The following is a 22,209-nucleotide window of genomic DNA, read 5'->3' on the forward strand; positions in this document are numbered from 1 at the left end:
TATTGACCTACAAATTCGGATTCAACCACTTCTCAGCCGTTTTCATATCCCAGCCTTTACGCTCCGCATAGCTTTCTAACTGATCGGTGCTTATTTTACCGACGTTGAAGTACTCACTTTTAGGATGCGAGTAGTAGAAGCCGCTGACCGAAGACGCAGGCCACATCGCATAGCTTTCGGTCAATATCGTACCGATAGCATCGCCTGTACCAATCCATTCGAACAGTTTGCCTTTTTCCGTATGCTCAGGGCAAGCAGGGTAGCCAGGCGCTGGACGGATACCGACATATTTTTCTTTAATCATTTCATCATTGGTTAAGCTCTCTTCAGCCTGATAGCCCCAATATTCTTTACGAATCAGCTCATGCAAATGCTCAGCAAATGCTTCAGCTAGACGGTCAGATAATGCCTGTACCATAATGGCATTGTAGTCATCACCAGCGGCTTTATATTGTTCAGCGAGCGCTTCTGTCCCAACGATCGAAACCGTAAAACCGCCCAAATAATCGGTATGTGTCTCTGATGGCGAGATAAAGTCCGCTAAGCTAAAGTTTGGCTTGCCGCTGGCTTTATCGCTTTGTTGGCGCAGATGCTCAAATTGATATTCTGCTGTGCCGTCCTCAGTCGGAGCTTTGTTATAGACAGTGACGGTATCGGCACCAGTACGACGAGCTGGCATGAGTTTGAAGACACCTTTAGCAACGATTAATTTCTCATAAATCATCTTTTGCATCAATTCATTCGCATTATCAAATAAATCACGTGCCGCTTCACCAACCACGTCATCTTGCAAGATTTTTGGATATTTACCTGCCAGACCCCAAGAGATAAAGAACGGTGTCCAGTCTATATAAGGTAGTAGGTTAGTGATGGGATAATCATCTAGTATTACCTGCCCAAGTTTATTTGGTACTGGCGGTACATAGTTGTCCCAATCATCTTTAAAACCAAGCTCTATCGACTCAGCATAAGATATTTTTGCCGCTTTCGGTTGACGCTTAGCAAGGCGTTCACGTACCTTGATGTATTCTTCGCGCGTCTCATCGATAAGACCTTGACGGTGCTCTTTAGACAGCAGCTTAGTGACTACACCGACTGAGCGTGAAGCGTCCGCTACATAAATGACAGCATTGTTTTGATACTGCGGCTCGACTTTGACCGCGGTATGCGCTTTAGAGGTCGTTGCCCCGCCAATCATCAGTGGCAAAGTCATGCCGCGCTCTTGCATTTGCTTGGCGACATAGACCATCTCATCGAGGCTTGGGGTAATCAGACCTGATAGCCCGATGATATCGACTTCCTCTTTGATTGCGGTATCAAGGATTTTTTCACACGGTACCATGACACCCAGATCGACGATGTCGTAGCCGTTACAGCCAAGTACCACGCCGACGATATTTTTACCGATATCATGAACGTCACCTTTGACCGTCGCCATGAGGATTTTACCTTTCTTTTCGCCCTCGACTTTTTCCGCTTCGATATACGGGTTTAACCAAGCAACCGATTGCTTCATGACGCGCGCAGATTTCACCACTTGCGGTAAGAACATTTTACCGGCACCAAATAAGTCGCCGACAATATTCATACCATCCATCAACGGTCCTTCGATAACCTCTAACGGACGCGGATATTTCTCCCACGCTTCTTTGGTATCGGCTTCGATAAAGGTGGTAATACCTTTCACTAAAGCATGGGCAATCCGCTCTTCTACCGTGCCTTCGCGCCATGACATATCGACAGTACTGTCTTTTTTCTTCCCACCATCTTGATAGCTTTCAGCGATGGTCATCAGGCGTTCGGTGGCATCTTGACCACTCTCGCCTTGGTTGCGGTTGAGCATCACATCCTCGATGGCGTCGCGTGCTTCTTTTGGAATATCGTCATACAGTTCAAGCATGGCAGGGTTAACAATACCCATGGTTAAGCCATTTTGAATCGCATGATAAAGGAATACAGAGTTGATGGCTTCACGAATTGGGTTACCACGGAAACTAAAGGACACGTTAGAAACGCCGCCCGATACCATGGCATTGGGCAAGTTATCGGTAATCCATTTGGTGGCATTGATAAAGTCCGCACCGTAGTTATTATGCTCAGTGATACCGGTCGCAACCGCAAAGATGTTTGGATCAAAAATGATATCTTCAGAAGGGAAGCCGACTTCATTAACCAAGACATCATAGCTACGTTTGCAAATCTGAGTTTTACGCTCAAAGGTATCCGCCTGTCCATCTTCATCAAATGCCATGACAATAACAGCCGCACCATAGCGCATACAGAGTTTGGCACGCTCAACGAACTCGGCATGACCTTCTTTTAATGAGATTGAGTTGACGACACATTTACCTTGCGTACGTTTAAGTCCTTCTTCGATAATGTCCCATTTTGACGAGTCTAGCATCAATGGCACACGGCTGATATCTGGCTCGCCCGAGACCAAATTAACGAAGTGAATCATCGCTTGCTTGGAGTCAAGCATGCCCTCATCCATGTTGATATCGACGATTTGCGCGCCCCCTTCGACTTGGTCACGGGCGACATCGAGTGCTTCGGTATAGGCTTCTGTTTTGATTAAACGTAAGAATTTCTTTGAACCCGTCACGTTGGTACGTTCACCGACGTTCACGAATAAACTGTCTTTATTAATGGTAAAAGGTTCAAGTCCTGATAAGCGGCAGGCAGGTGGGATCTCAGGAATCACGCGTGGTGGATAATTGGCCACCATATTAGCGATTTGGCGAATGTGCTCAGGCGTTGTACCACAGCAACCACCAACGATATTTAAGATACCTGCTTTGGCAAAGCCTTCTAACAGTGCGGTAGTTTCTCTGGCAGATTCATCGTACTCGCCAAACTCATTGGGTAGACCAGCATTTGGATGCGCGGAAACATAAGTATTGGCAATATTAGATAATGTTTGGATATGCGGACGTAGCGCATCAGCACCTAATGCACAGTTAAAGCCAACGGATAGGGGTTTGGCATGGCGAATCGAGTTATAAAAGGCTTCAGCTGTTTGACCTGATAAGGTTCGACCTGACGCATCGGTAATCGTACCCGAAATCATAATCGGTAATTCAAAACCAATATCGTCAAAAACGCCCGTTACCGCAAAGATTGCTGCCTTGGCATTTAGCGTATCAAAGATGGTCTCGATTAACAGGATATCAACGCCGCCTTCTATTAATGCCAGCGTCGCTTCACGATAATTAAGCACCAGCTCATCAAAGGTAATATTACGAAAAGCGGGGTTATTGACGTCAGGAGATAATGAGCAAGTACGCGATGTCGGTCCTATGACGCCTGCGACAAAGCGGGGCTTTTCTGGGGTCTTGGCGGTAAATTCATCAGCAGCTTCACGTGCGATTTTAGCAGCCGTTTTATTTAGCTCAGGCACGAGGTACTGCATATCATAGTCTGCCATCGACAGCCGCGTACCGTTAAAACTATTGGTCTCAATGATATCCGCACCCGCTTCAAGATGGGCAATATGAATCTCTTTGATCATATGCGGCTGCGTGAGTACCAGCAAATCATTATTACCGCGTACATCTTGTTCAATGTCAGCAAAACGCTCGCCGCGATAATCCGCCTCTTCCAACTTATAATTCTGAATGTGCGTGCCCATCGCGCCATCTAACATCATAATCCGTGACGCCATTTGCTCGGTAATACGAGCGCGCGCGGTGAGTTGCTGCGCTTTATAAGGAAACACCTCAGGCGGCGTCAAAATAAAGTCACTAGCCGTGTTTGCTGCATTGGTTATATTGGCACTAGCTACATTGGTATGACTATGAGCATGAGAACAGGTCTGTGATGTGGTGGTGTTTTGAGTCATAGGAGCGCTGCTTATAGAGTGAAGATAATAAAAGGAAAGAGGTAAAGTCGTTCAAGATTTTTAGGGTTAGCTTGGTAAGTTAGCTTACTCATAGAATAGGGCATGTAAAACAAGACGATTCATAAAAAGTTGGCTTAAAAATTCATCATCAAATCTGGATTATTCTAGCACGAAACAGCTATTACCCGCGGGATTGTGCTTATTCTGCTTTGGCAATATAACTGACGGCATAGCATTGAAAAATTTTAGCAATTTATTGCCATGACCGATCATCGTTGCACTAAGTTAGTGTTGCATTAAAAGCCTCGTTATCACCTCAAATTCTATTGCATAACGCGACTTGGTACAAATGAATATCATTTCAACTGATTATTACCTAAAGCTTTGATTTGCATTGTTAAAAGCCACTACTGGCGCTAATGGTTTATTAAACCACTTTAGTTTACACGTACGCTACAAAAAGTAGCGTAAACGTAAATTTATAATGTCTTGCTATATGTTAATTTAAATTCAGAAGGATTGACGTTTCATAAGCAATGCTTATTAGTAACTGTTAATGATTTTTATTTGTGAGTGATTAACAATTAGAAATGGAGAACGGTATAAGCAAGGGTTCTAAGGAAAGACAATCTGACCGTAAGGCCGTGATAAAAAATCAATAAATTGTAGTCATTTAATCATTAAGGACAATGTTATGAAACTGATCAAAATCGCCACTCTTGGTACCTTAGCACTTTCAATTGTAGGTCTTAGCGCTTGTAATAATATGATGCCAACCAAAATTCCGGTCACAAAAGCGCCAATGCAAAGCCAACCTATGGCCAGTATGAACGTAGTACAAATTGCCCAGAGCAACCCTGATTTTTCTCTATTGGTTGAAGCAGTGGTCGCCGCTGATTTGGCAGGCGCGTTATCTGATACCAGTGCCAGCTATACCGTACTTGCGCCAACCAACGCAGCCTTTGTACAGGTATTGCAAGAAACGGGCATGAGCAAAGCTGAGCTGTTTGCTAATAAGCCATTATTGACCAAAATCCTGACTTATCATGTGCTAAAAGGTAATACGCCTGTTTATCAAAAACACGTCAGACCTGGTAATTACACCATGCTTAGTAATGACACGCTAGTGATCACGCCACAAGGCAGATTACTGGATGAAAATGGTCGTACAACCAAGATTCTAAAAACAGATATTGCAGCGAGTAATGGCGTGGTACATGTGATTGATAGAGTGCTGTTGCCTAAATAAAGGACTATTGCCTAAATAAGGTGCTTTTACTTAAAGCTGTTGAATAAATAAACAGCACAAGAATAAATAGCATAACTGTTATAAAGCATTTTATACCTTACTCACTTAGGTAGTATTCAAGGTCATATAGTATATAAGCCATTAATAGCCTATAAGCCAAGACTGGTCTGTAAACTAATGATTTTTTAAGCTAGCGCCGGTGTGCTATACGTGATCGATACAGTGTTGCTACCTAAGTAAGCACTAAGTAAAAAATAATCAGCTAAGATGATAGGCGTTGAACCATAGTAATTAATGTGTTACTCGTTTACCAAGACTGTCCTTTCATAAAGCTTTAAACCTAAACAGCTCCATCCATAAACCAGTTACCTCAAAGGAATGCCCTATGTTAAAAAAGAATTTGTTATCTATCGCCGTTGTTACCGCTGCTATGTCGTTAGCAGCCTGTAACGATAAAGAAGCTGTTACTGAGCCAGTTGAGCCAGCAGCAACCACTGATGTGGTCGTAGAGCCAGAAGTTGCTCCTGAAGCAGTCGCAGAAGCTGATGCAGCACCTATGCCTGAAGCTGCAGCGACCCAAAGTATTGCTGAAATGGCTGCTGCAAACCCGGATTTATCAATACTAACTGCTGCGTTGAAAGCGGCTGGTCTTGACGGTATGATGATGGACGCAGGCACATATACTGTCTTTGCACCTACCGACGAAGCGTTTGCTGCTGTATTGACTAAATTGAACGTTACCAAAGAAGAATTATTGGCTAATACTGATTTGCTAAAAAGCGTCCTCCCATACCATGTTGTTCCTATGGTAGTGAAAGCCGCTGACATTCCTTATAACACCGCTATTGAAACGGTCAATGGTCAAACCATCATGATTAGCGATGCCAATGTTATTACTGACGCAAGCGGTAATACAGCAAACATCACTGGAACTGATATGATGGCAACCAATGGTGTGGTCCATGTAATCGATACGGTCTTATTGCCTAAATAAGGCTTAATCATCAAAAATATTGACAGTTAACAATATAAAAAGCCTAGCCACTGAGCTAGGCTTTTTTGTGACTACTAACTTATCGCAAAATATATCGCTATCTTTATGAGTCATTTACGCCCATAAAAAAGCCCGAGACTCTAGCCTCGGGCTTTTTGTTTTTATCGATGTTATCAATGCAATAATATCAATGTTATTAATGCTGCTTAGATAACACTACAGTCGAGTAGGTTATAGACGCTCTTTATGTAGTGGATCTTGTGCTGCCATTCTTTGTTGTTGTTTTAGATGACGCTCTTCCCAATACGTGGCGTTTTTGATACCAAATTTTGCTGGATCAAAAGTATAGTGTTTCACGCCAGCTTTACGTTGTGCTTCGTAATCTCTAAGCATGGTAAGCGTTGGACGCGCCACGAAGAAGATGACCAAAATACCAACGATATTGAGCCAAGCCATAAGACCAACACCGATATCACCAATAGCCCAAACATAGCCTGCTGAGTTAAGACCACCGTAGGCAACCATCACCATGATTAAGACTTTAGCTAAGAAAAGACCTGTTTTATGAGCACCGCGACCGATAAAGCGTGTTAGATAAGTAACGTTAACTTCAGCTATATAGTAGTAAGCCAAGATGGTGGTAAAAGCAAAGAAGAACACAGCGATTGCGATAAAGATATTACCAAAAGTACCGTATACCGATTGCATTGCCATTTGGGTAAAGGCTGGTGAGTTAATTTCAGTAGCAGCAGCTACATTTTGTAGAATGAACTGACCATCTGGTAAAGTACCTTGAATGTTATACATGCCAGTAGACAAAATCATAAATGCGGTAGCAGAACAAACCAGTAACGTATCAACGTAAACTGAGAATGCTTGTACCAAACCTTGCTGTGATGGATGCTCAACTTCAGCAGCAGCAGCAGCGTGAGGACCTGTACCTTGACCAGCTTCGTTAGAGTAAATACCACGTTTTACACCCCAACCAATGGCGGCACCAAAACCAGCTTGCGCAGTAAAGGCATCACCGATGATCAAACCAAATACATCTGGGATCAAACTGAAGTTACTGAACATGATAATTAAAGCTAACAAAATATAACCGATTGCCATAAATGGAACGGCGTACTCAGTAAAGGTTGCAATACGTTTGATACCACCGAAGATGATGATACCTAAGATGACCAAAATGATAGCGAGACCGACCAAACGCATAGAGCCGACTTCTAATCCTGCCACATTCATGATAGTTCCTTCACCCATGACTTGGGCAAAAGCACTAATAACGCCATTCGCCTGTACACCAGGTAAGAACATACCACATGATAAAATAGAAGCGATTGCGAAAAGTATACCGTACCATTTTTGACCAAGCGCACGTTCAAAGTAATAGGCAGGACCACCGCGATATTCGCCAGTGATGACGTCTTTCTCTTTATAAATCTGCGCCAGGGTTGATTCGACATAAGCAGTAGATGCGCCTAAAAACGCCACAATCCACATCCAAAATACGGCACCAGGACCACCGAAGCCGATAGCTGCGGCTACCCCTGCGATATTCCCCATGCCCACACGACCTGCTAAGGATACGGCAAGTGCCTGAAATGATGAAATACCCTGTGCACTCGACTTACCTTTAAACAATAAGCTGATCATCTCACCAAATAAACGTACTTGTACAAAGCGCGTCATGATGGAATAAAATAAACCTGCACCCAAGCATAAATAAATCAGTGCTGGGCTCCAGATAATTCCGTTTACTAAATTGACTAAACCTTCCATATGTATATTCCTAGTACTGTCTCAAAGTGGCTATATATGATGATGCTAAAAGTAAGTTTGCTATTTAATATCCTTATTAAAGCAAACCCCTCAAATAATCTGCATGCACTTAAACATAGTCGTTAATCTTTCGTCTTGTTTAAGTTTCATACGTGCTTAGCCACCAAGAATGGACTGTGGTTGTCTGTTTTTATCCGCTTGTATTATTAGCCTTATTAATCGTAGGCAACCGCTTATCTATACATCATAATAAATGTCATAAGCGACATATTGATTATAAGGCAGAGCAGTTATAAATAGACCAGCGGATAAAACAGGCGGTTATAGTTCATATAAATAGCCATCACCTCAGTCATTGAGAGGATGGTACTTAACTTTTTATGAGTCATATCAGCTGACTACACTTGCATAGTAGTAGGGTAATAAAGCAACCTGCATGCGTCTATCAGGCCTTTTTAATAAGGCATTGAAGACTTGCTAGTATCAAAAAGGTTATAAGTCCACTACCAAATGTATTCAAACCGTACAGCTACGTAACTGCAATTTGCCATATTTTTTAGCTAATTACTAGAATTTTCTTTATCAGGACGTTCATAACTCAGTGCTCGGTCGCTTTTAAATTATGATAAAGACCGATAGACTCTCGTATCTAACCCAATGTTTTACCGGTTTTTTGATGGATTGTTCAGACTTCGTCAAGATTTATCCATCAATAAATCTTTAAAAATGCGCTAATGACTTTCCTAAAATCCGCGCTTTGCGGTTGTGTTTTGGTAACGATGAATTGTAAAAGTAACCTGATAGCGCCATTATTAGCACAATGTATAGTAAGCGACACATTTGTAGCGTACAAAATATAAGTTTATATAAATGTGTCGGATTAAAAAAGCCATTAAAAAAACGTCTTATTTGTTATTTATCATTTTAGGAGAGTCAACGATGACGCGTAAATCTTTTGTAAAACCTATGTTGCTATCAGCCGTATTAGCTACTTCTACCGTTGGTTTGAGCGGCTGTGGTTATAATAATCTACAGGCGCAAGATGAGCAGGTCACCGCTTCGTGGTCAGAAGTTGTCAACCAATATCAGCGCCGCTCGGACTTAGTACCAAACTTAGTCAAAGTCGTACAGCAATATGCTAAGCAAGAACAAGAGGTCTTTACCCAAGTTGCTGCCGCGCGCTCACAAGCTGGCGGCATCACCATCACCCCAGAGCTGCTCAATGACCCAGAAGCGATGGAGCGTTACGCTGCCGCCCAAGACCAGATGACTGGCGCGTTATCACGCCTTATGGCAGTGTCTGAGCGTTATCCTGACCTAAAGTCAGATGCGTTGTTCCAAGACTTACAAGCTCAGCTTGAAGGTACGGAAAACCGTATCGCCGTCGCGCGTAACCGTTATATCCAAGAAGTTCAAGGCTATAACACCACAGTGCGCCAGTTCCCAACCAATATTACCGCCAAAGTATTTGGTATGTCGCCAAAGCCAAACTTTAGCGTTGCCAATGAGAAAGAAATCTCGACTGCACCAAGCGTAAACTTTGGTGATGACAATACGAAGACAGCTCAGTAAAGTAAAATCGTGGCGGATAAAAATGAGTGTTTATAGTGAGTTTTTCTATTGAACGCTTTCATATCCGTCGCTTTGCCGTTAGCTTGGTTTTGCAGCCATTAATTTAGTCCAGATGTTATTTGAGGTGGTATAGATTAGATGAATCATTCAAAAGCACTCTTATCCGCATTATTATTCACATTAGGCATTAGTAGTAGCTCTGTGTTGCATGCTGCTCCCAATGCCGATGTTAATAATAATATTGCGGTTGCTAGCGATAGCGCCTCAGATATGCAAAGTCGTAGTGTCGAGGATTTGGTGGCTATTGCAAAAGCTGCCGAGTCTAACGAAGCCATTAACGATGCCGTCTTAGGTAACGAAGCGATTAATGAAGCTATCCTTGGCAATGATGCTATTAATCCCAATGCTACTAATTCTAATAATAATACGACTACCTCGCCAAACTCTAATCGACCACCGGTACAATCAAGCGCCCAAAGTGTCGATGCCGATAAACTCATATTAAATTCACCCGTTATTGACCAAGCCAATATCTTAAACCCGCAAGAAAAACAACGTTTAGAAGCGCAGCTAAGAAGTATCTATCAGCAAGGCTTGGCGCAAGCCGCAGTTGTTATTGTACCGACGACCAATGGCGTACCAATCTTTGATTATGCGCTAAAGGTTGCAGAAAAATGGCAGCTAGGTAATAAAGATATCGACGATGGTTTGCTAATGGTGGTCGCCGTTAATGATCGCGATATGTATATTTTAACGGGTTATGGGTTAGAAGGGGTGTTGCCCGATTCTGCGGTTAACCGCATTATTCGTGAAGATATTACGCCGCTATTTAAGCAAAATAATTACGGCGCTGGGATATTGGCGGGCGTTGGCGCTCTGCAAACACGTTTGACCGCTGATCCTGAAGTTTTAGCGCGTGCCGATGCGCAAGCAGCCGAACGTAGTCAAAGCCAAAATGACATTGGTGACAGTCCATCACCAGTGTTTTTATTCGTGATGGCGATGATATTTGGCAGCTTTATTACCAGTATCTTTGGGCGTATATTTGGCTCTATTTTGACCGCTGGCGGCTTCTTTGTAGGCTCGCTGGCCTTGGGCGGCGGTTTCTTTATGACTTTAATTATGGCGATATTTTTATGGCTGTTTTTAATTTCGCGCGGCTCAGGTGGCGGGCGTGGAGGACGCGGCGGCGGTGGTGGTATGGTGTTCTTACCAGGTATGGGCGGTGGTAGTGGCGGCTTCGGCGGCGGTGGTTTTGGTGGCGGCGGCTTCGGTGGAGGTGGCGGCGGCTTTGGCGGCGGCGGCGCGGGCGGTTCTTGGTAAAGGCGGTTTTGATAAGGGAAAGTCAGGTTCAGACATTAGATGACTGCCAGCAATGGCGTACTTGAGGAAATAATATAATGGTAAAAAGCAATTCGTCGCAGGCAAGTTTTGCTCGTTGGTGGCGTCAAGTACTGTTTGTCCCTATGCTACATAGCAAATGGCTAACGCCCGCGGCTAAAGCTCGGTTGACAGAGCAGGTGACGCTCGCTGAGCGCGGGCATCGCGGCGAGGTGTTTTTAATTATAGAAAATCACTTACCTATCCAAGATGCCTATCATTATGACTGTCGCGATCGGGCAATTGATTTGTTTAGTGAATATCGCGTTTGGGATACTGAAGAAAATACTGGCGTTTTGATTTACGTCAATATCTGCGAGCATAAGCTAGAAATAGTCGCTGATCGTGGTATCAGCACGCACGTGAGTCCAACCGTGTGGAGCGCTATGTGTGAAAAAGCAGTCTCAGGTATCGCCAATCAAAAAACGGAAGAGAGTTTATTAGAGCTACTGGACGAGGTAGGTCAGTTATTGCGTCAGTACTATCATCTTGAACATGATCCCGCCGGTAATGAGCTGTCTGATACCGTGGTATTTTTAAAATAGCGGCTTTAAAGTTGTGATTTTAAAATAGTGTTCTGATATTTATATTTTGAATGGTTTTTATCCAGGGCGTGTCCTCATTTTTAGCCCATTTAGATGTCCATCGATTGAATTGAGGACACGCCCTAATAATCTTTATGAAAGTGTATTTGTAACTAGCATAAAGGAAAGAGTTTGGTGTTTGTCTATAGGGTTTCATGATTTATTGAAATATAATACTGCCTCTAAAAATAGAGCGTGCCGACAAATGAAGCGCTTAATAAATGCCCTCACTGGAACACTATGATTGAATTAATAAAGAAACTGCCAAAAGCAGAGCTACATTTGCATATTGAAGGCTCATTAGAGCCAGAACTGATGTTTAGATTGGCAAAAAAGAATAATATCGCCATCCCTTATAATGATATCGAAGACGTACGCCGCGCCTATAATTTTACCAATCTGCAAACTTTTTTAGATATCTACTATGCGGGCGCCAATGTCCTGATGACCAAAGACGATTTCTACGATTTGACGTGGGAATACATTCTGAAGTGTGTGCAAGACAATGTCATTCATACAGAAATATTTTTTGATCCGCAAACGCATACCGCAAGAGGCGTGCCTTTTGAAACGGTTATTACGGGTATCAAAGAAGCGCTCGCTGATGCTAAAGCACAATATGGCATTACTTCTTGTATTATCATGTGTTTTTTGCGCCATTTATCGCAAGAAGAGGCGTTTGCGACTTTAGAGCAAGCGCTAGCGTTTAAAGACGACATTATCGGGGTTGGTCTGGATTCTTCGGAGTTGGGTAACCCTCCTGCCAAGTTTAAAGAGGTCTTTAAAAAGGCTAAAGAAGCAGGCTTTAAGCTGGTCGCTCATGCTGGCGAAGAAGCAGATTTTTCGTATATTTATGAAGCGTTAGATTTGTTGGATATCAATCGAATCGATCACGGCGTGCAATCGATAAAAAGTGCCGCATTGATGCAACGTCTAAGAAAGGAGCAAATGCCGCTGACGGTTTGCCCGAACTCTAATATCGAACTCAAAGTTTTTGACAGCTATCAAGCGCATAATATCAAAGCGCTGCTAGATTATGGTCTTAATGTCAGTGTCAACTCCGACGATCCTGCTTATTTCAAAGGCTATATCAATCAAAACTTTATCAATTTAGTTGAGAATCTGCCGCTAACGGAAAACGATATCATTACTTTGGTAAAAAACTCTTTTAGATCTTCATTTATAGATGATGAATTAAAAGAAGCGTACTTAGCAAGAGTTGATCTGGCGCTGCAATAAGCACTGACTGAATAAAGCGCTGATTACATACATTTTTAATTATAAAGGCTTAACGGTTATAAATCGTTAAGCCTTTTTTTTGCTAGCTACTATTATTTTTAGGAGGAAACGATTATAGCGCAGTGATTTTTTGGATTAGTAGCGGCATGATTATTCCTGCTTTTTCCGCTAAGGTAATATCAACGATAGTATTGGGTGTCGGATTTGGGTTTATCTCGATAATTTTGGCACCATTATCCTTTGCTAATTGCGCCAGCCCAGCAGCAGGATAGACGAGACTTGATGTGCCAATACTGATAAAGACATCACAATGAGCCGCTGCTTGTTCTGCCGTCTGCCATGCTTGCACAGGTAACGCTTCGCCAAACCACACGATATCCGGTCTGATATAACCATCACAATGCGAGCAGCTAATCAGTGCGTCACTATAATCCATAGTGTCAGCGCTGCTATATGAGCCTCTAGATTGATTTTGATAGGGCGCATCGCATTGGCTACAACGATTACGCCATAGATGTCCATGCAGATGGGTTGCCGTACTGCCAGCTTGTTCATGCAAATCATCGACATTTTGGGTAATAAGCGTTACATGCTGGCCAGTTGATTGACTATGGTACTGCCACTGCGCTAAGGCTTCATGAGCAGGGTTTGGTTTTTTATCAGCAACCACTTGTCTGCGCCATTGATACCATCCCCAAACCAGCTTTGGGCCACGTGCAAAAGCTTCAGGCGTTGCCAAGTCTTCAGCACCATAATTTTCCCATAGGCCGGTTTGTTTATCTCTAAAAGTGGGAATACCGCTTTCTGCCGAAATCCCTGCGCCTGTTAAAATACAAATACGCTGTTTTGTGCCAAGTAGTTTGGCAGCACGTTCGACTTCTGCTATTAACGCTGCTGATAATTCTGCTAACATGACCTAACCCTTATTAACAATGGATATAGACTTCTATGATAGATGGAATGTGGTGGCTTGTCATATTGCTCGCGGTGGTTGTTGGACTATGGTTTTTAGCAAAAGCGCGCGCACCTAAAGCTACTGATAAGCACAGTCTAAAGTCACAACGCACGAAAACACCGATAAATGATGCGCTGCAAAAAACCTCAGCTCTGGTGCAGCAGTATTTTCCTGACTATCGTGTCAACCGTAAAACCAATCATTTGCTTATCAGTAAGCAAGATAAAAAAATTGCTATGATTACGATTGATAAAAAGATTGCCGCCGGTCAGCGCCGTTTGGGTGACGTACCCGTGATTAATTACCACCGTGTACCTAGCCGCGCCCAATTAACGGCAAATTTACAAGATGCAGAATAGGGTTAGATAAATTGAGTAAATTTAACAACTCTATGTACAACATTCCATAGATGTTAGCGCACGGTTATAGGCAGCAATTAAGAACGCCAAGCGTTGCTGTTAAAGTGTTATAGAGATGATGAGTAGGACTAGAAAAACGTAAAAGAGTACTGATTATGGTGATTGGTGCGCTCGGCGGGAATCGAACCCACGACCCTCGGCTTCGGAGACCGATACTCTATCCAACTGAGCTACGAGCGCATAATTTATCGACTACCGCCAAACCAATTAACACTGAATATAATCAGTCGCAGTTAGAACTACAAGGCGTGTAAAATTAAGACCGCTTAGTCTAACAAATAAAAGCCATAAAGCCAATGAATGAAGGCCGCTATTGAGGTTTTTTAAGAAAAAACACCATAGTCGGTAAACAGGCATGGCAATCTACCTGTCTTTTCCCTTATAATGTCAGGGAGAATGCATATTTATAATCACCGATTACAAGCGCGCCTGCATGCAGGATGGCTGTTTGCTATTGATAACTGTTTGGTTATCAAAGGAGGACAGACAGAATGTCTAAGCCGTGTTGGCCCTTGTATACGCAATAAGAGAACGTGACGAATGAGAAAAGTAGTTATGTTATCGGCAGCTGCCATTCTAGGAATCGCTAGTATCGCTGTGAGCCAAGCCGAAAGTGTTGTAGACACGCCTGTAACCGTATCTGACGTCGCAGAAGGGCAAGACGTTGTCGAAAATGCACCGCAAAAGCTGGGTGACGATACCCAAGCGGCTGCAGATACCACAGATAGCGCTACAGCTACTGATGAAACTGCGCAAGCAGACGCAACCGCTACAGATGCGCCAGCTGAAGCAATGGCCGCTGCAGCACCTGCTGCTGAAGAGCCAATTCCAGAGGATACGCCGCAAGTACAAAAGCTGATTGCTTTGTATCCTAACTTGATTGCCCGTATCCAGCCTGTCGCTAAAGTATGCTTTGAAGACGATGAAGTCTGTGACGTGACCGCACGTTCTGCTGGTCCAGCAGCGGGCGATGGTCCTCGTGATGGTAAAGCCGTTTATAGTGCTGTATGTCAAACTTGTCACGCGTCAGGCTTACTTGGATCGCCTATGTTAGGTGATGCTGGTGCTTGGGGACCTCGTATCGCAAAAGGTAAAGAGACTTTGTATACCCATGCTATTAACGGCTTCAATGCCATGCCTGCTAAGGGCGGCGCGGATATCCCTGACGAAGAAGTACAAAGCGCAGTTGATTATATGGTTGGTGAAGCGAGCTAATTAGCCAATTAATATATAGCAGAACAAGAGACGATAAAATAGTTATCGTCTCTTGTTCTGTTTTCATATCATTATTCTTTTCAGCAGTTTAAACTCAACGTAATATTCTTTAGCTTGTTTTCAAATATAAATGTTTTAAATAGCGTTTATATATAGTCAGCTTATAAAGCGCCTATTTCATTTAATGAGGTAGGCGTTTTTTTATGGCTGATGATTGATATTATTAATATCGTTAATATTATGGTTATGTAGTCGTTATGCCATACTAGCGTTGAAATTTGCCGGCACTAGCCTCACATCAAGACACGAGAGCAATGATGAGAAAAATTAATTTGCTCAACTCAATTTTTATATTCTTTTATAGATAAATTACTAATAAAGAGGTATTCATGTCTGAAGTACCAGCGCTATCTATCCAGAACTTATCCAAAACTTATGATAACGGGTTTTCGGCATTAAAAGATGTCAGTTTAACGGTGCCACAAGGTGGATTTTTTGCGTTACTAGGGCCAAACGGTGCTGGTAAATCGACGATGATTGGGATTATTAGTTCGTTATTTAGGCCAACCAGCGGTAGTGTAAACATTTTTGGTGTTGACCTATTAGCCAATCCTTCAGTTGCCAAGCAATACTTAGGTGTGGTGCCGCAAGAGTTCAATTTTAATCAGTTTGAAAAAGTAGAAGATATTCTGATAACGCAGGCGGGTTACTTTGGTATACCTGCCAAAGAGTCAAAGCCACGTGCTGAGCGCTTACTAAAAGCATTGGGTCTTTGGGATAAGCGTGATAGTAAATCGCGTGAGCTATCAGGTGGTATGAAGCGCCGCCTGATGATTGCGCGTGCGCTGATTCATAAGCCCAAATTATTAATTCTTGATGAGCCTACTGCTGGCGTAGATATTGAACTGCGGCGCTCGATGTGGGAATTCATGCAGCAAATTAATATCGAAGAAAAAACCACGATTATTCTGACTACGCATTATCTAGAAGAAGCGGAGCAGCTCTGTAAGCGCATTGCTATTTTAGATCATGGTGAGATTCGGATTAATACTGAGATGAAAGATTTACTGGCGCAGCTGTCGGTTGAGACTTTTGTGTTGGATTTGACTAAACCGCTTACCCAGCCTTTACTCATTGATAAGGTAACAAAGATTACCCAGCCCGATGAGCTGACGGTCGAAGTGACGTTGAGTGAAGGAGAGACGCTCAATTGTGTTTTTGAGCAACTGACCAAACTTGATATTAAGGTTGCGAGCATGCGCAATAAGTCTAACCGCCTAGAAGAGTTATTTATGCGCCTAGTGGATAAAAATATTCAGAATGAGGACAGTATGAAGGAGGCAGGATTATGAAACAGGACGTCACTCATGAAATTACTATCGATCCTAATAAGACGATGTCTAGCGCCAAAAAGTGGATTGCTTTTCAAACTATCTTGGTAAAAGAGATTCGTCGCATTCTGCGTATCTGGCCACAAACCTTATTGCCACCGGTCATTACCATGGCTTTATATTTTATCATCTTTGGTAAGATGATTGGCTCGCGAGTGGGGGACATGGGCGGTGTGCCGTACATGCAGTTTATCGTGCCGGGTCTCATCATGATGGCGGTGATTACCAATAGCTACTCTAACGTGGTATCGAGCTTTTTTAGTGCTAAATTTACCGCCAGTATTGAAGAGCTATTAGTGTCTCCAGTCTCTAAACACGCCATATTAATGGGTTACATCGGCGGTGGTATTTTCCGCGGTCTGATTATTGCCCTTATTGTTTCTATCGTTGCCCTATTCTTTACTAAGCTGGGTATCGAGCATTTATTTGTCACGATATTTACGGTATTGGGAACGTCTATTCTGTTCTCACTTGGCGGTTTTATTAACGCCGCTTATGCACGCTCATTCGATGACATCACTATTATTCCAAGTTTCGTACTGACACCGCTAACCTTTCTTGGTGGGGTATTTTATTCGATGGAGAACTTATCTTCATTTTGGTATAACGTCTCCTTGCTCAATCCTATCGTCTATATGGTCAACGCCTTCCGTTACGGTATTTTGGGCTATTCGGATGTCAATGTGTGGTATGCGATGGTAGCGATTTTTGTATTTTGCGTGGTGTTTTATGTTATCTCTTATCGCCTATTAAGTGATGGTTCACGTATTCGCTTGTAGTGCTGATAGCTTCAATTATTATAGTAATTGAGCGGTTACTTAAAATGTTTTAATGTTTAATATTAGGAAGTGCCAATGAGTATTCACGGTATTTTGGGCGAACAAACCACCGATTATCCAACTGAGTATAGTCCAGAAACGTTATATCCAATTGCCCGTAGTATGGGGCGCGATGCCATTGGCTGGCAAGACGACAAGCTAGAAGTTGGTGTTGATTGGTGGCAGGCATTCGAGATGTCTTGGTTAAATACGCAAGGTATTTCGCAAGTGGCTATTGCGCGCTTTGGTATTCCGGCAAGCTCGCCATTTATCGTCGAGTCAAAATCGCTTAAGCTTTATTTAAATAGCATCAACTTTACTGAATTTGCCGACTGGTCTGATGTGCAAACGCTGATTACTAAAGACTTATCGGCGTGCGTACAAGCAGCAGTAGAGGTTCAGTTATTCAGCTTAGAGACTGACACGCCAATGCTGCTCATTGCACAGCCTAATGGTGTCTGTATTGATGAGGCACTTGCAAATAGTAGCGAGAGAGTAGCGCTAACGGAACACCCTGATGCGTCATTATTAGTAAGTGATTCTGTAGGTTCTGAAAAAGAAGTTGGCAAAATTTTTAGCTTTTATTCTAACCTGCTACGCAGTAATTGTCCGGTGACCAATCAGCCAGATTGGGGCACGTTGGCGGTTTCTATTACCAGTAACAAGGAAGTCGATGAAGCGAGCATGCTACGTTATATCTTAAGTTTCCGTCAGCATAATGGCTTTCATGAGCAATGCGTTGAGCAGATATTTGCTGATTTAAGTCAATATTATCAGCCAAGTGAGCTGATGGTTAGAGCTTGGTATACGCGCCGCGGTGGTATCGATATCAATCCTTGCCGTGTCAGTGATATAACCTTGCTACCTAAACCAAGTCGCTTGATTCGGCAGTAAATGAATGTTCACTATTATGTTGAATAATTAAGATTTTTAGCTTTAATAGATGAGCGTTCTTTTCTATACTCAATAAACCTTATTTCATTAATATTGAGATGCAGCTATGAAGTTAAAAACTGGCTTTTTAACCGCTCTAGGGACTGCTATTTTGTCTCTTCCTACCTTGCAGTTAGTACAGGCTGCATTTGTTGAAAATCAATATAACTGTGAAAATGCGTATATGGAAAAGGCTTATGATTGTGGTAACAATGCAATTATAGTCGAAAAAAACCGTCTTAATAAAATTTATCAGAGTGCTTATCGTACTTTGAATACGACACAGCAACAGCGCTTGGATAAAGAACAGCGCGTATGGTTAAAGACCCGCAATCAGAAGTGCGACTTTGAGTATGACGGTCCAATGAATAATTCTGTGGTATACGCTCAGATTAGCGCTAATGTTTGTACCGCTAATGAGACACAGAAACGCAGTAAAGCCGTTGCTAAGAAATATAATATTAAGTAGTTTATTTTAGCGATAAAAAAGCGCCTATCTTATTCACTAAGATAGGCGCTTTTTATGGCATAGTTTTTTTTGAAAAACTATTTGCCGCTTACTTTTGCCATGACTTCTTTGCGGCTAAGCATTTGCTTTTCCGTTTCGCGGCGATTGACGTATTCGTATTTATCTTCAGCCAAGTTACGGTCTGAAACCACGATACGATGAGGAATACCAATCAATTCAAGATCGGCAAACTTAACGCCTGGACGCTCGTTACGGTCATCAAGTAGTACATTGATGCCTTGGGCTTTTAGCTCTTCATACAGCGCGGTCGCCGTCTGCATGACGGTTTCTTCTTTTGACTTCATCGGAATGATAGCCACTTCAAACGGCGCAATTGAATCATCAACGGTTGGCGTTTTTGGCCACATGATGCCGTTTTCATCATTATTTTGCTCTATAGCAGCAGCAATAATGCGGCTAACACCAATACCGTAGCAACCCATCATTAGGGTGACAGGCTTGCCATCTTCACCAGATACAGTCGCATTCATCGCTTGTGAGTACTTATCACCCAACTGGAAGATATGACCCACTTCGATACCGCGTTTGATTTTTAGGCTGCCTTTACCATCAGGAGATGGGTCACCTTCCTGTACATTGCGCACATCAACGACGCGAGTAATGCTCGCATCACGCGCCCAGTTCATACCAACAGTATGTTTATTGACTTCATTGGCGCCCGTGACAAAATCTGACAAGGTTGCGGCTGAACGATCAACGAATACTGGCATATCCAAATTAACGCCAATATAGCCTTTATGAAGACCAGCGGCTTTAAGCTCTTCATCAGAGGCCATCGTGAGCGGCACATTGGCTTCTTCGATTTTTTCAGCTTTGATAGTATTAAGCTGATGATCACCACGTAAGACGATAGCGATTAACTGCGGCTCATCGTCTTCAGTATGACCATGAACGATTAAGGTTTTCACCGTGGTGTCTAGTGGTACGCCTAAATGCTCAGCAACGATTTTACAGGTAGTCATGTCTTCCGTTAAGACGTCTTCGCGCTCCATCTTCGGCGGCTGACGCTCAGCGATGCTTACTGATTCAGCAAGCTCAACGTTGGCCGCATAATCAGAAGAATCAGAAAATGCGATATCATCTTCGCCGCTGTCTGCCAACACATGGAACTCATGCGAAGCAAAACCACCGATAGAACCCGTATCCGCTTGCACGGCACGGAAATCTAAACCCAGACGGGTAAAGATGCGCGTATAAGCGTCATACATGTCATGATAAGTCTTAGCCAATGAGGCTTGATCAACATGGAATGAGTAGGCGTCTTTCATAGTGAATTCACGCGCACGCATCACACCAAAACGTGGACGAATCTCATCACGGAACTTATTTTGGATTTGGAAAAAGGTAATCGGCAACTGCTTATAACTGCGCAGCTCACCTTGAGCAAGGTTAGTGATGACTTCTTCGTGCGTCGGACCCAAGACAAAATCGCGGTCATGACGGTCTTTGAAGCGTAATAACTCAGGACCATAATCATTAAAACGACCGGTCATCTGCCAAAGCTCGGCAGGCTGGGTCATTGGCATCAGCACTTCTTGAGCACCGACGTTTTGCATCTCTTCGCGAACGATGCGTTCGACTTTTTGCAACACGCGCAAACCCATCGGCAACCAGATATATAGTCCAGAGGCGATTTTACGAATAAGACCTGCTCTTACCATTAGTTGGCTTGAGGCGATATCAGCGTCGCTGGGAGTTTCTTTTAGCGTGGCAAATAAAAATTGACTGGCTTTCATAAATAAAGCATAACCTTATCAACGATAAAATAAATAAGAAATAGGAGGATATTGAGCGTGTGCTTTGATGGCCGACGCAAGCTTACCTTTTATCACTTGGTAATAGTCTAGGACCTGCCTAGCTAAAAAGTACTGCAACAAGCAGTAGTTTAGTAGAAAGTGCGTTTATAAAACGCCTTGCAAAAAGGGTGGAACTTTTATTTTTGTATCAATACATCAATATCGACAGCATCATATTTTCAGCATAAAAGCCAGAAAAATGGGTGCATGCCAACATTTTGCTTATACAATCTGACTATGTTAGGTAAAGTTCGCCTAAGACGCAATGACTTTTTGTTGTTTCATCCCAAACATTATATAAACCGGCCTGATTTGTTAAAAATAAGCCGCTTATTAGGTCGAAAATTAGTTATTTTTTGGCAACTCCCTAGTCAAAGTTAGGCTTATTTAATGTGAAAGAATGGCTAGTAACTTTTCTTGTGTAGATAGAGAGATATCAACTGTTATTTAAAAGCAGTTTGTAGAGAGTAGATGATAAATATGATTGTGTTGAGGATTGGTAGTAACTGCTTGAAATCGTTATAAACAAATAGCATTAAAAGTTTAATGTTTAGCAATTAAATGCTGATTAAAATTAATAATAAAACCTTGAGGTAGTTTACATGGTCAACCCTGATAACCACTCTCCTGTGGGTAGTAATAGCACCAATCGTCCGCAAGCGAAAAAAACCATCTCGATGCTGTCGTGGCTGGTATTGCTTATCGGTCTTGCCGCGCTCGTTTTTGCGATATATAGCTTGCAAAATAATAACAAAGAAGAACCGATAGAAACCATTACCCGCGAAGGGGTAGTGATGCAAATCCAGAAATTAAATCGCTTAGAGACGGTGGCGTTTAGTGTCGATACGGTTATCACTAGCCAAAAACCAGGCAGTTGGATGAAGCTGTGGCAAGATGAGCAAAAGGGCTTGTTCATTGCGCGCGGGCGCGTAGAAGCGGGGATTGATTTGAGTGAGTTGACGCCTGAGATGGTACAGGTGGTGCAACCTGAGATTGATGTTGATAAGGTGCAGGAAGCTGATGCTAATACGCCCGTCTCAATGATGCCGAAAATCACTATTACCTTGCCGCCATCAGAGATATTTTCGGTTTATCTAGACGATATCGAAATTTATGATTGGCAAACCGGCGCTTTTGGTATGATGCAGGTTGATCCAAAGATTTTGCAACAAGCGCAAAGTATGGCAAAAAAAGAAGTGCTTGAGCGTGCTTGCCGCGGTGATGTGATGAATATGGCGTTAGAAAATGCGCAAACTCAATTGCAGCAGTTATTTTCATTGACTGGCGCCGTAGTAACGGTAACCACGCAGGGCGCAGGGGCGTGCCAATTGCCAACGGCTTAATGCTTAGGTTTTATTAATCTTAGATTCAAATAAGAAGCGCAAGGTTTTAGGGCTAGAATATTTTATTATAAGTAGTTAACTCAAAATACTTTAATGAACCGCTACGCTGATTAAGAGATGTTGCTTGAAATTATTGGTAATAGGGTTATTATATTATATAGCAGGACTT

General features: G+C 42.7%; 17 protein-coding genes and 1 tRNA gene. 13 read left to right on the plus strand and 5 right to left on the minus strand.

Annotated elements, in window-relative coordinates:
- Positions 1-7: 7 nt before the first annotated feature.
- Positions 8-3,841 (minus strand): methionine synthase, encoded by a 3,834-nt coding sequence (gene metH / locus JMW39_RS09875; RefSeq protein ID WP_201546321.1) that lies wholly within the window; start codon positions 3,839-3,841, stop codon positions 8-10.
- 694 nt (positions 3,842-4,535) lie between these two features.
- Here metH and JMW39_RS09880 point away from each other — a divergent pair.
- Positions 4,536-5,090, plus strand: a complete 555-nt coding sequence (locus JMW39_RS09880) for a fasciclin domain-containing protein (protein WP_201546322.1) — start codon at positions 4,536-4,538, stop codon at positions 5,088-5,090.
- Between the two features lie 385 nt (positions 5,091-5,475).
- Positions 5,476-6,084, plus strand: a complete 609-nt coding sequence (locus tag JMW39_RS09885) for a fasciclin domain-containing protein (protein WP_201546323.1) — start codon at positions 5,476-5,478, stop codon at positions 6,082-6,084.
- A 231-nt stretch (positions 6,085-6,315) separates the two neighbouring features.
- Here the strand turns inward: JMW39_RS09885 and JMW39_RS09890 are convergent, their stop codons facing one another.
- A complete protein-coding gene (locus JMW39_RS09890) occupies positions 6,316-7,866 on the minus strand; it encodes an alanine/glycine:cation symporter family protein (protein WP_201546324.1) in 1,551 nt (516 codons plus the stop codon).
- 939 nt (positions 7,867-8,805) lie between these two features.
- Between JMW39_RS09890 and JMW39_RS09895 the strand changes: the two genes are divergently transcribed.
- From JMW39_RS09895 to JMW39_RS09910, 4 genes are all read left to right on the plus strand, one after another.
- Positions 8,806-9,438 carry a LemA family protein gene (locus JMW39_RS09895; protein ID WP_201546325.1) on the plus strand — a complete coding sequence of 211 codons (633 nt, stop codon included), beginning with the start codon at positions 8,806-8,808 and terminating at the stop codon, positions 9,436-9,438.
- Between the two features lie 138 nt (positions 9,439-9,576).
- Complete coding sequence (locus tag JMW39_RS09900) at positions 9,577-10,761, plus strand: TPM domain-containing protein (protein WP_201546326.1); 1,185 nt, start codon at positions 9,577-9,579, stop codon at positions 10,759-10,761.
- 77 nt (positions 10,762-10,838) lie between these two features.
- Positions 10,839-11,363 carry a TPM domain-containing protein gene (locus tag JMW39_RS09905; protein ID WP_201546327.1) on the plus strand — a complete coding sequence of 175 codons (525 nt, stop codon included), beginning with the start codon at positions 10,839-10,841 and terminating at the stop codon, positions 11,361-11,363.
- Between the two features lie 279 nt (positions 11,364-11,642).
- On the plus strand, positions 11,643-12,641 hold the full coding sequence (locus JMW39_RS09910) for an adenosine deaminase (RefSeq protein ID WP_201546328.1): 999 nt from the start codon (positions 11,643-11,645) through the stop codon (positions 12,639-12,641).
- Between the two features lie 112 nt (positions 12,642-12,753).
- On the opposite strand, the gene JMW39_RS09915 is transcribed toward JMW39_RS09910, so the two are convergent.
- Positions 12,754-13,554, minus strand: a complete 801-nt coding sequence (locus tag JMW39_RS09915) for an SIR2 family NAD-dependent protein deacylase (protein WP_201546329.1) — start codon at positions 13,552-13,554, stop codon at positions 12,754-12,756.
- A gap of 35 nt (positions 13,555-13,589) precedes the next feature.
- On the opposite strand from JMW39_RS09915, the gene JMW39_RS09920 reads away from it, so the two are divergent.
- Positions 13,590-13,955 carry a hypothetical protein gene (locus JMW39_RS09920; protein WP_201546330.1) on the plus strand — a complete coding sequence of 122 codons (366 nt, stop codon included), beginning with the start codon at positions 13,590-13,592 and terminating at the stop codon, positions 13,953-13,955.
- Positions 13,956-14,118: 163 nt separating this feature from the next.
- Here the strand turns inward: JMW39_RS09920 and JMW39_RS09925 are convergent.
- Positions 14,119-14,195 (minus strand) — tRNA-Arg (locus JMW39_RS09925).
- 360 nt (positions 14,196-14,555) lie between these two features.
- Here JMW39_RS09925 and JMW39_RS09930 point away from each other — a divergent pair.
- The 5 genes from JMW39_RS09930 (at position 14,556) to JMW39_RS09950 (ending at position 18,841) form a co-directional block, all read left to right on the plus strand.
- The gene (locus tag JMW39_RS09930) at positions 14,556-15,230 is read left to right on the plus strand and encodes a c-type cytochrome (RefSeq protein WP_201546331.1); all 675 of its coding nucleotides are present in this window, start codon (positions 14,556-14,558) and stop codon (positions 15,228-15,230) included.
- Positions 15,231-15,619: 389 nt separating this feature from the next.
- Positions 15,620-16,582, plus strand: a complete 963-nt coding sequence (locus tag JMW39_RS09935; RefSeq protein WP_201546332.1) for an ABC transporter ATP-binding protein — start codon at positions 15,620-15,622, stop codon at positions 16,580-16,582.
- A 44-nt stretch (positions 16,583-16,626) separates the two neighbouring features.
- Positions 16,627-17,400, plus strand: a complete 774-nt coding sequence (locus JMW39_RS09940) for an ABC transporter permease (RefSeq protein ID WP_201546394.1) — start codon at positions 16,627-16,629, stop codon at positions 17,398-17,400.
- Between the two features lie 75 nt (positions 17,401-17,475).
- Positions 17,476-18,333, plus strand: coding sequence for an NADPH-dependent 7-cyano-7-deazaguanine reductase QueF (gene queF / locus JMW39_RS09945; protein ID WP_201546333.1), 858 nt, complete (start codon positions 17,476-17,478; stop codon positions 18,331-18,333).
- A 106-nt stretch (positions 18,334-18,439) separates the two neighbouring features.
- On the plus strand, positions 18,440-18,841 hold the full coding sequence (locus tag JMW39_RS09950) for a lysozyme inhibitor LprI family protein (protein WP_201546334.1): 402 nt from the start codon (positions 18,440-18,442) through the stop codon (positions 18,839-18,841).
- A 77-nt stretch (positions 18,842-18,918) separates the two neighbouring features.
- On the opposite strand, the gene JMW39_RS09955 is transcribed toward JMW39_RS09950, so the two are convergent.
- Positions 18,919-20,637, minus strand: coding sequence for a proline--tRNA ligase (locus JMW39_RS09955; protein WP_201546335.1), 1,719 nt, complete (start codon positions 20,635-20,637; stop codon positions 18,919-18,921).
- Between the two features lie 662 nt (positions 20,638-21,299).
- Between JMW39_RS09955 and JMW39_RS09960 the strand changes: the two genes are divergently transcribed.
- Positions 21,300-22,040 carry a DUF4230 domain-containing protein gene (locus tag JMW39_RS09960; RefSeq protein ID WP_201546336.1) on the plus strand — a complete coding sequence of 247 codons (741 nt, stop codon included), beginning with the start codon at positions 21,300-21,302 and terminating at the stop codon, positions 22,038-22,040.
- The last annotated feature ends 169 nt before the right edge of the window (positions 22,041-22,209 follow it).

This window comes from Psychrobacter immobilis, from assembly GCF_904846175.1.
Lineage (GTDB): Bacteria > Pseudomonadota > Gammaproteobacteria > Pseudomonadales > Moraxellaceae > Psychrobacter > Psychrobacter immobilis_E.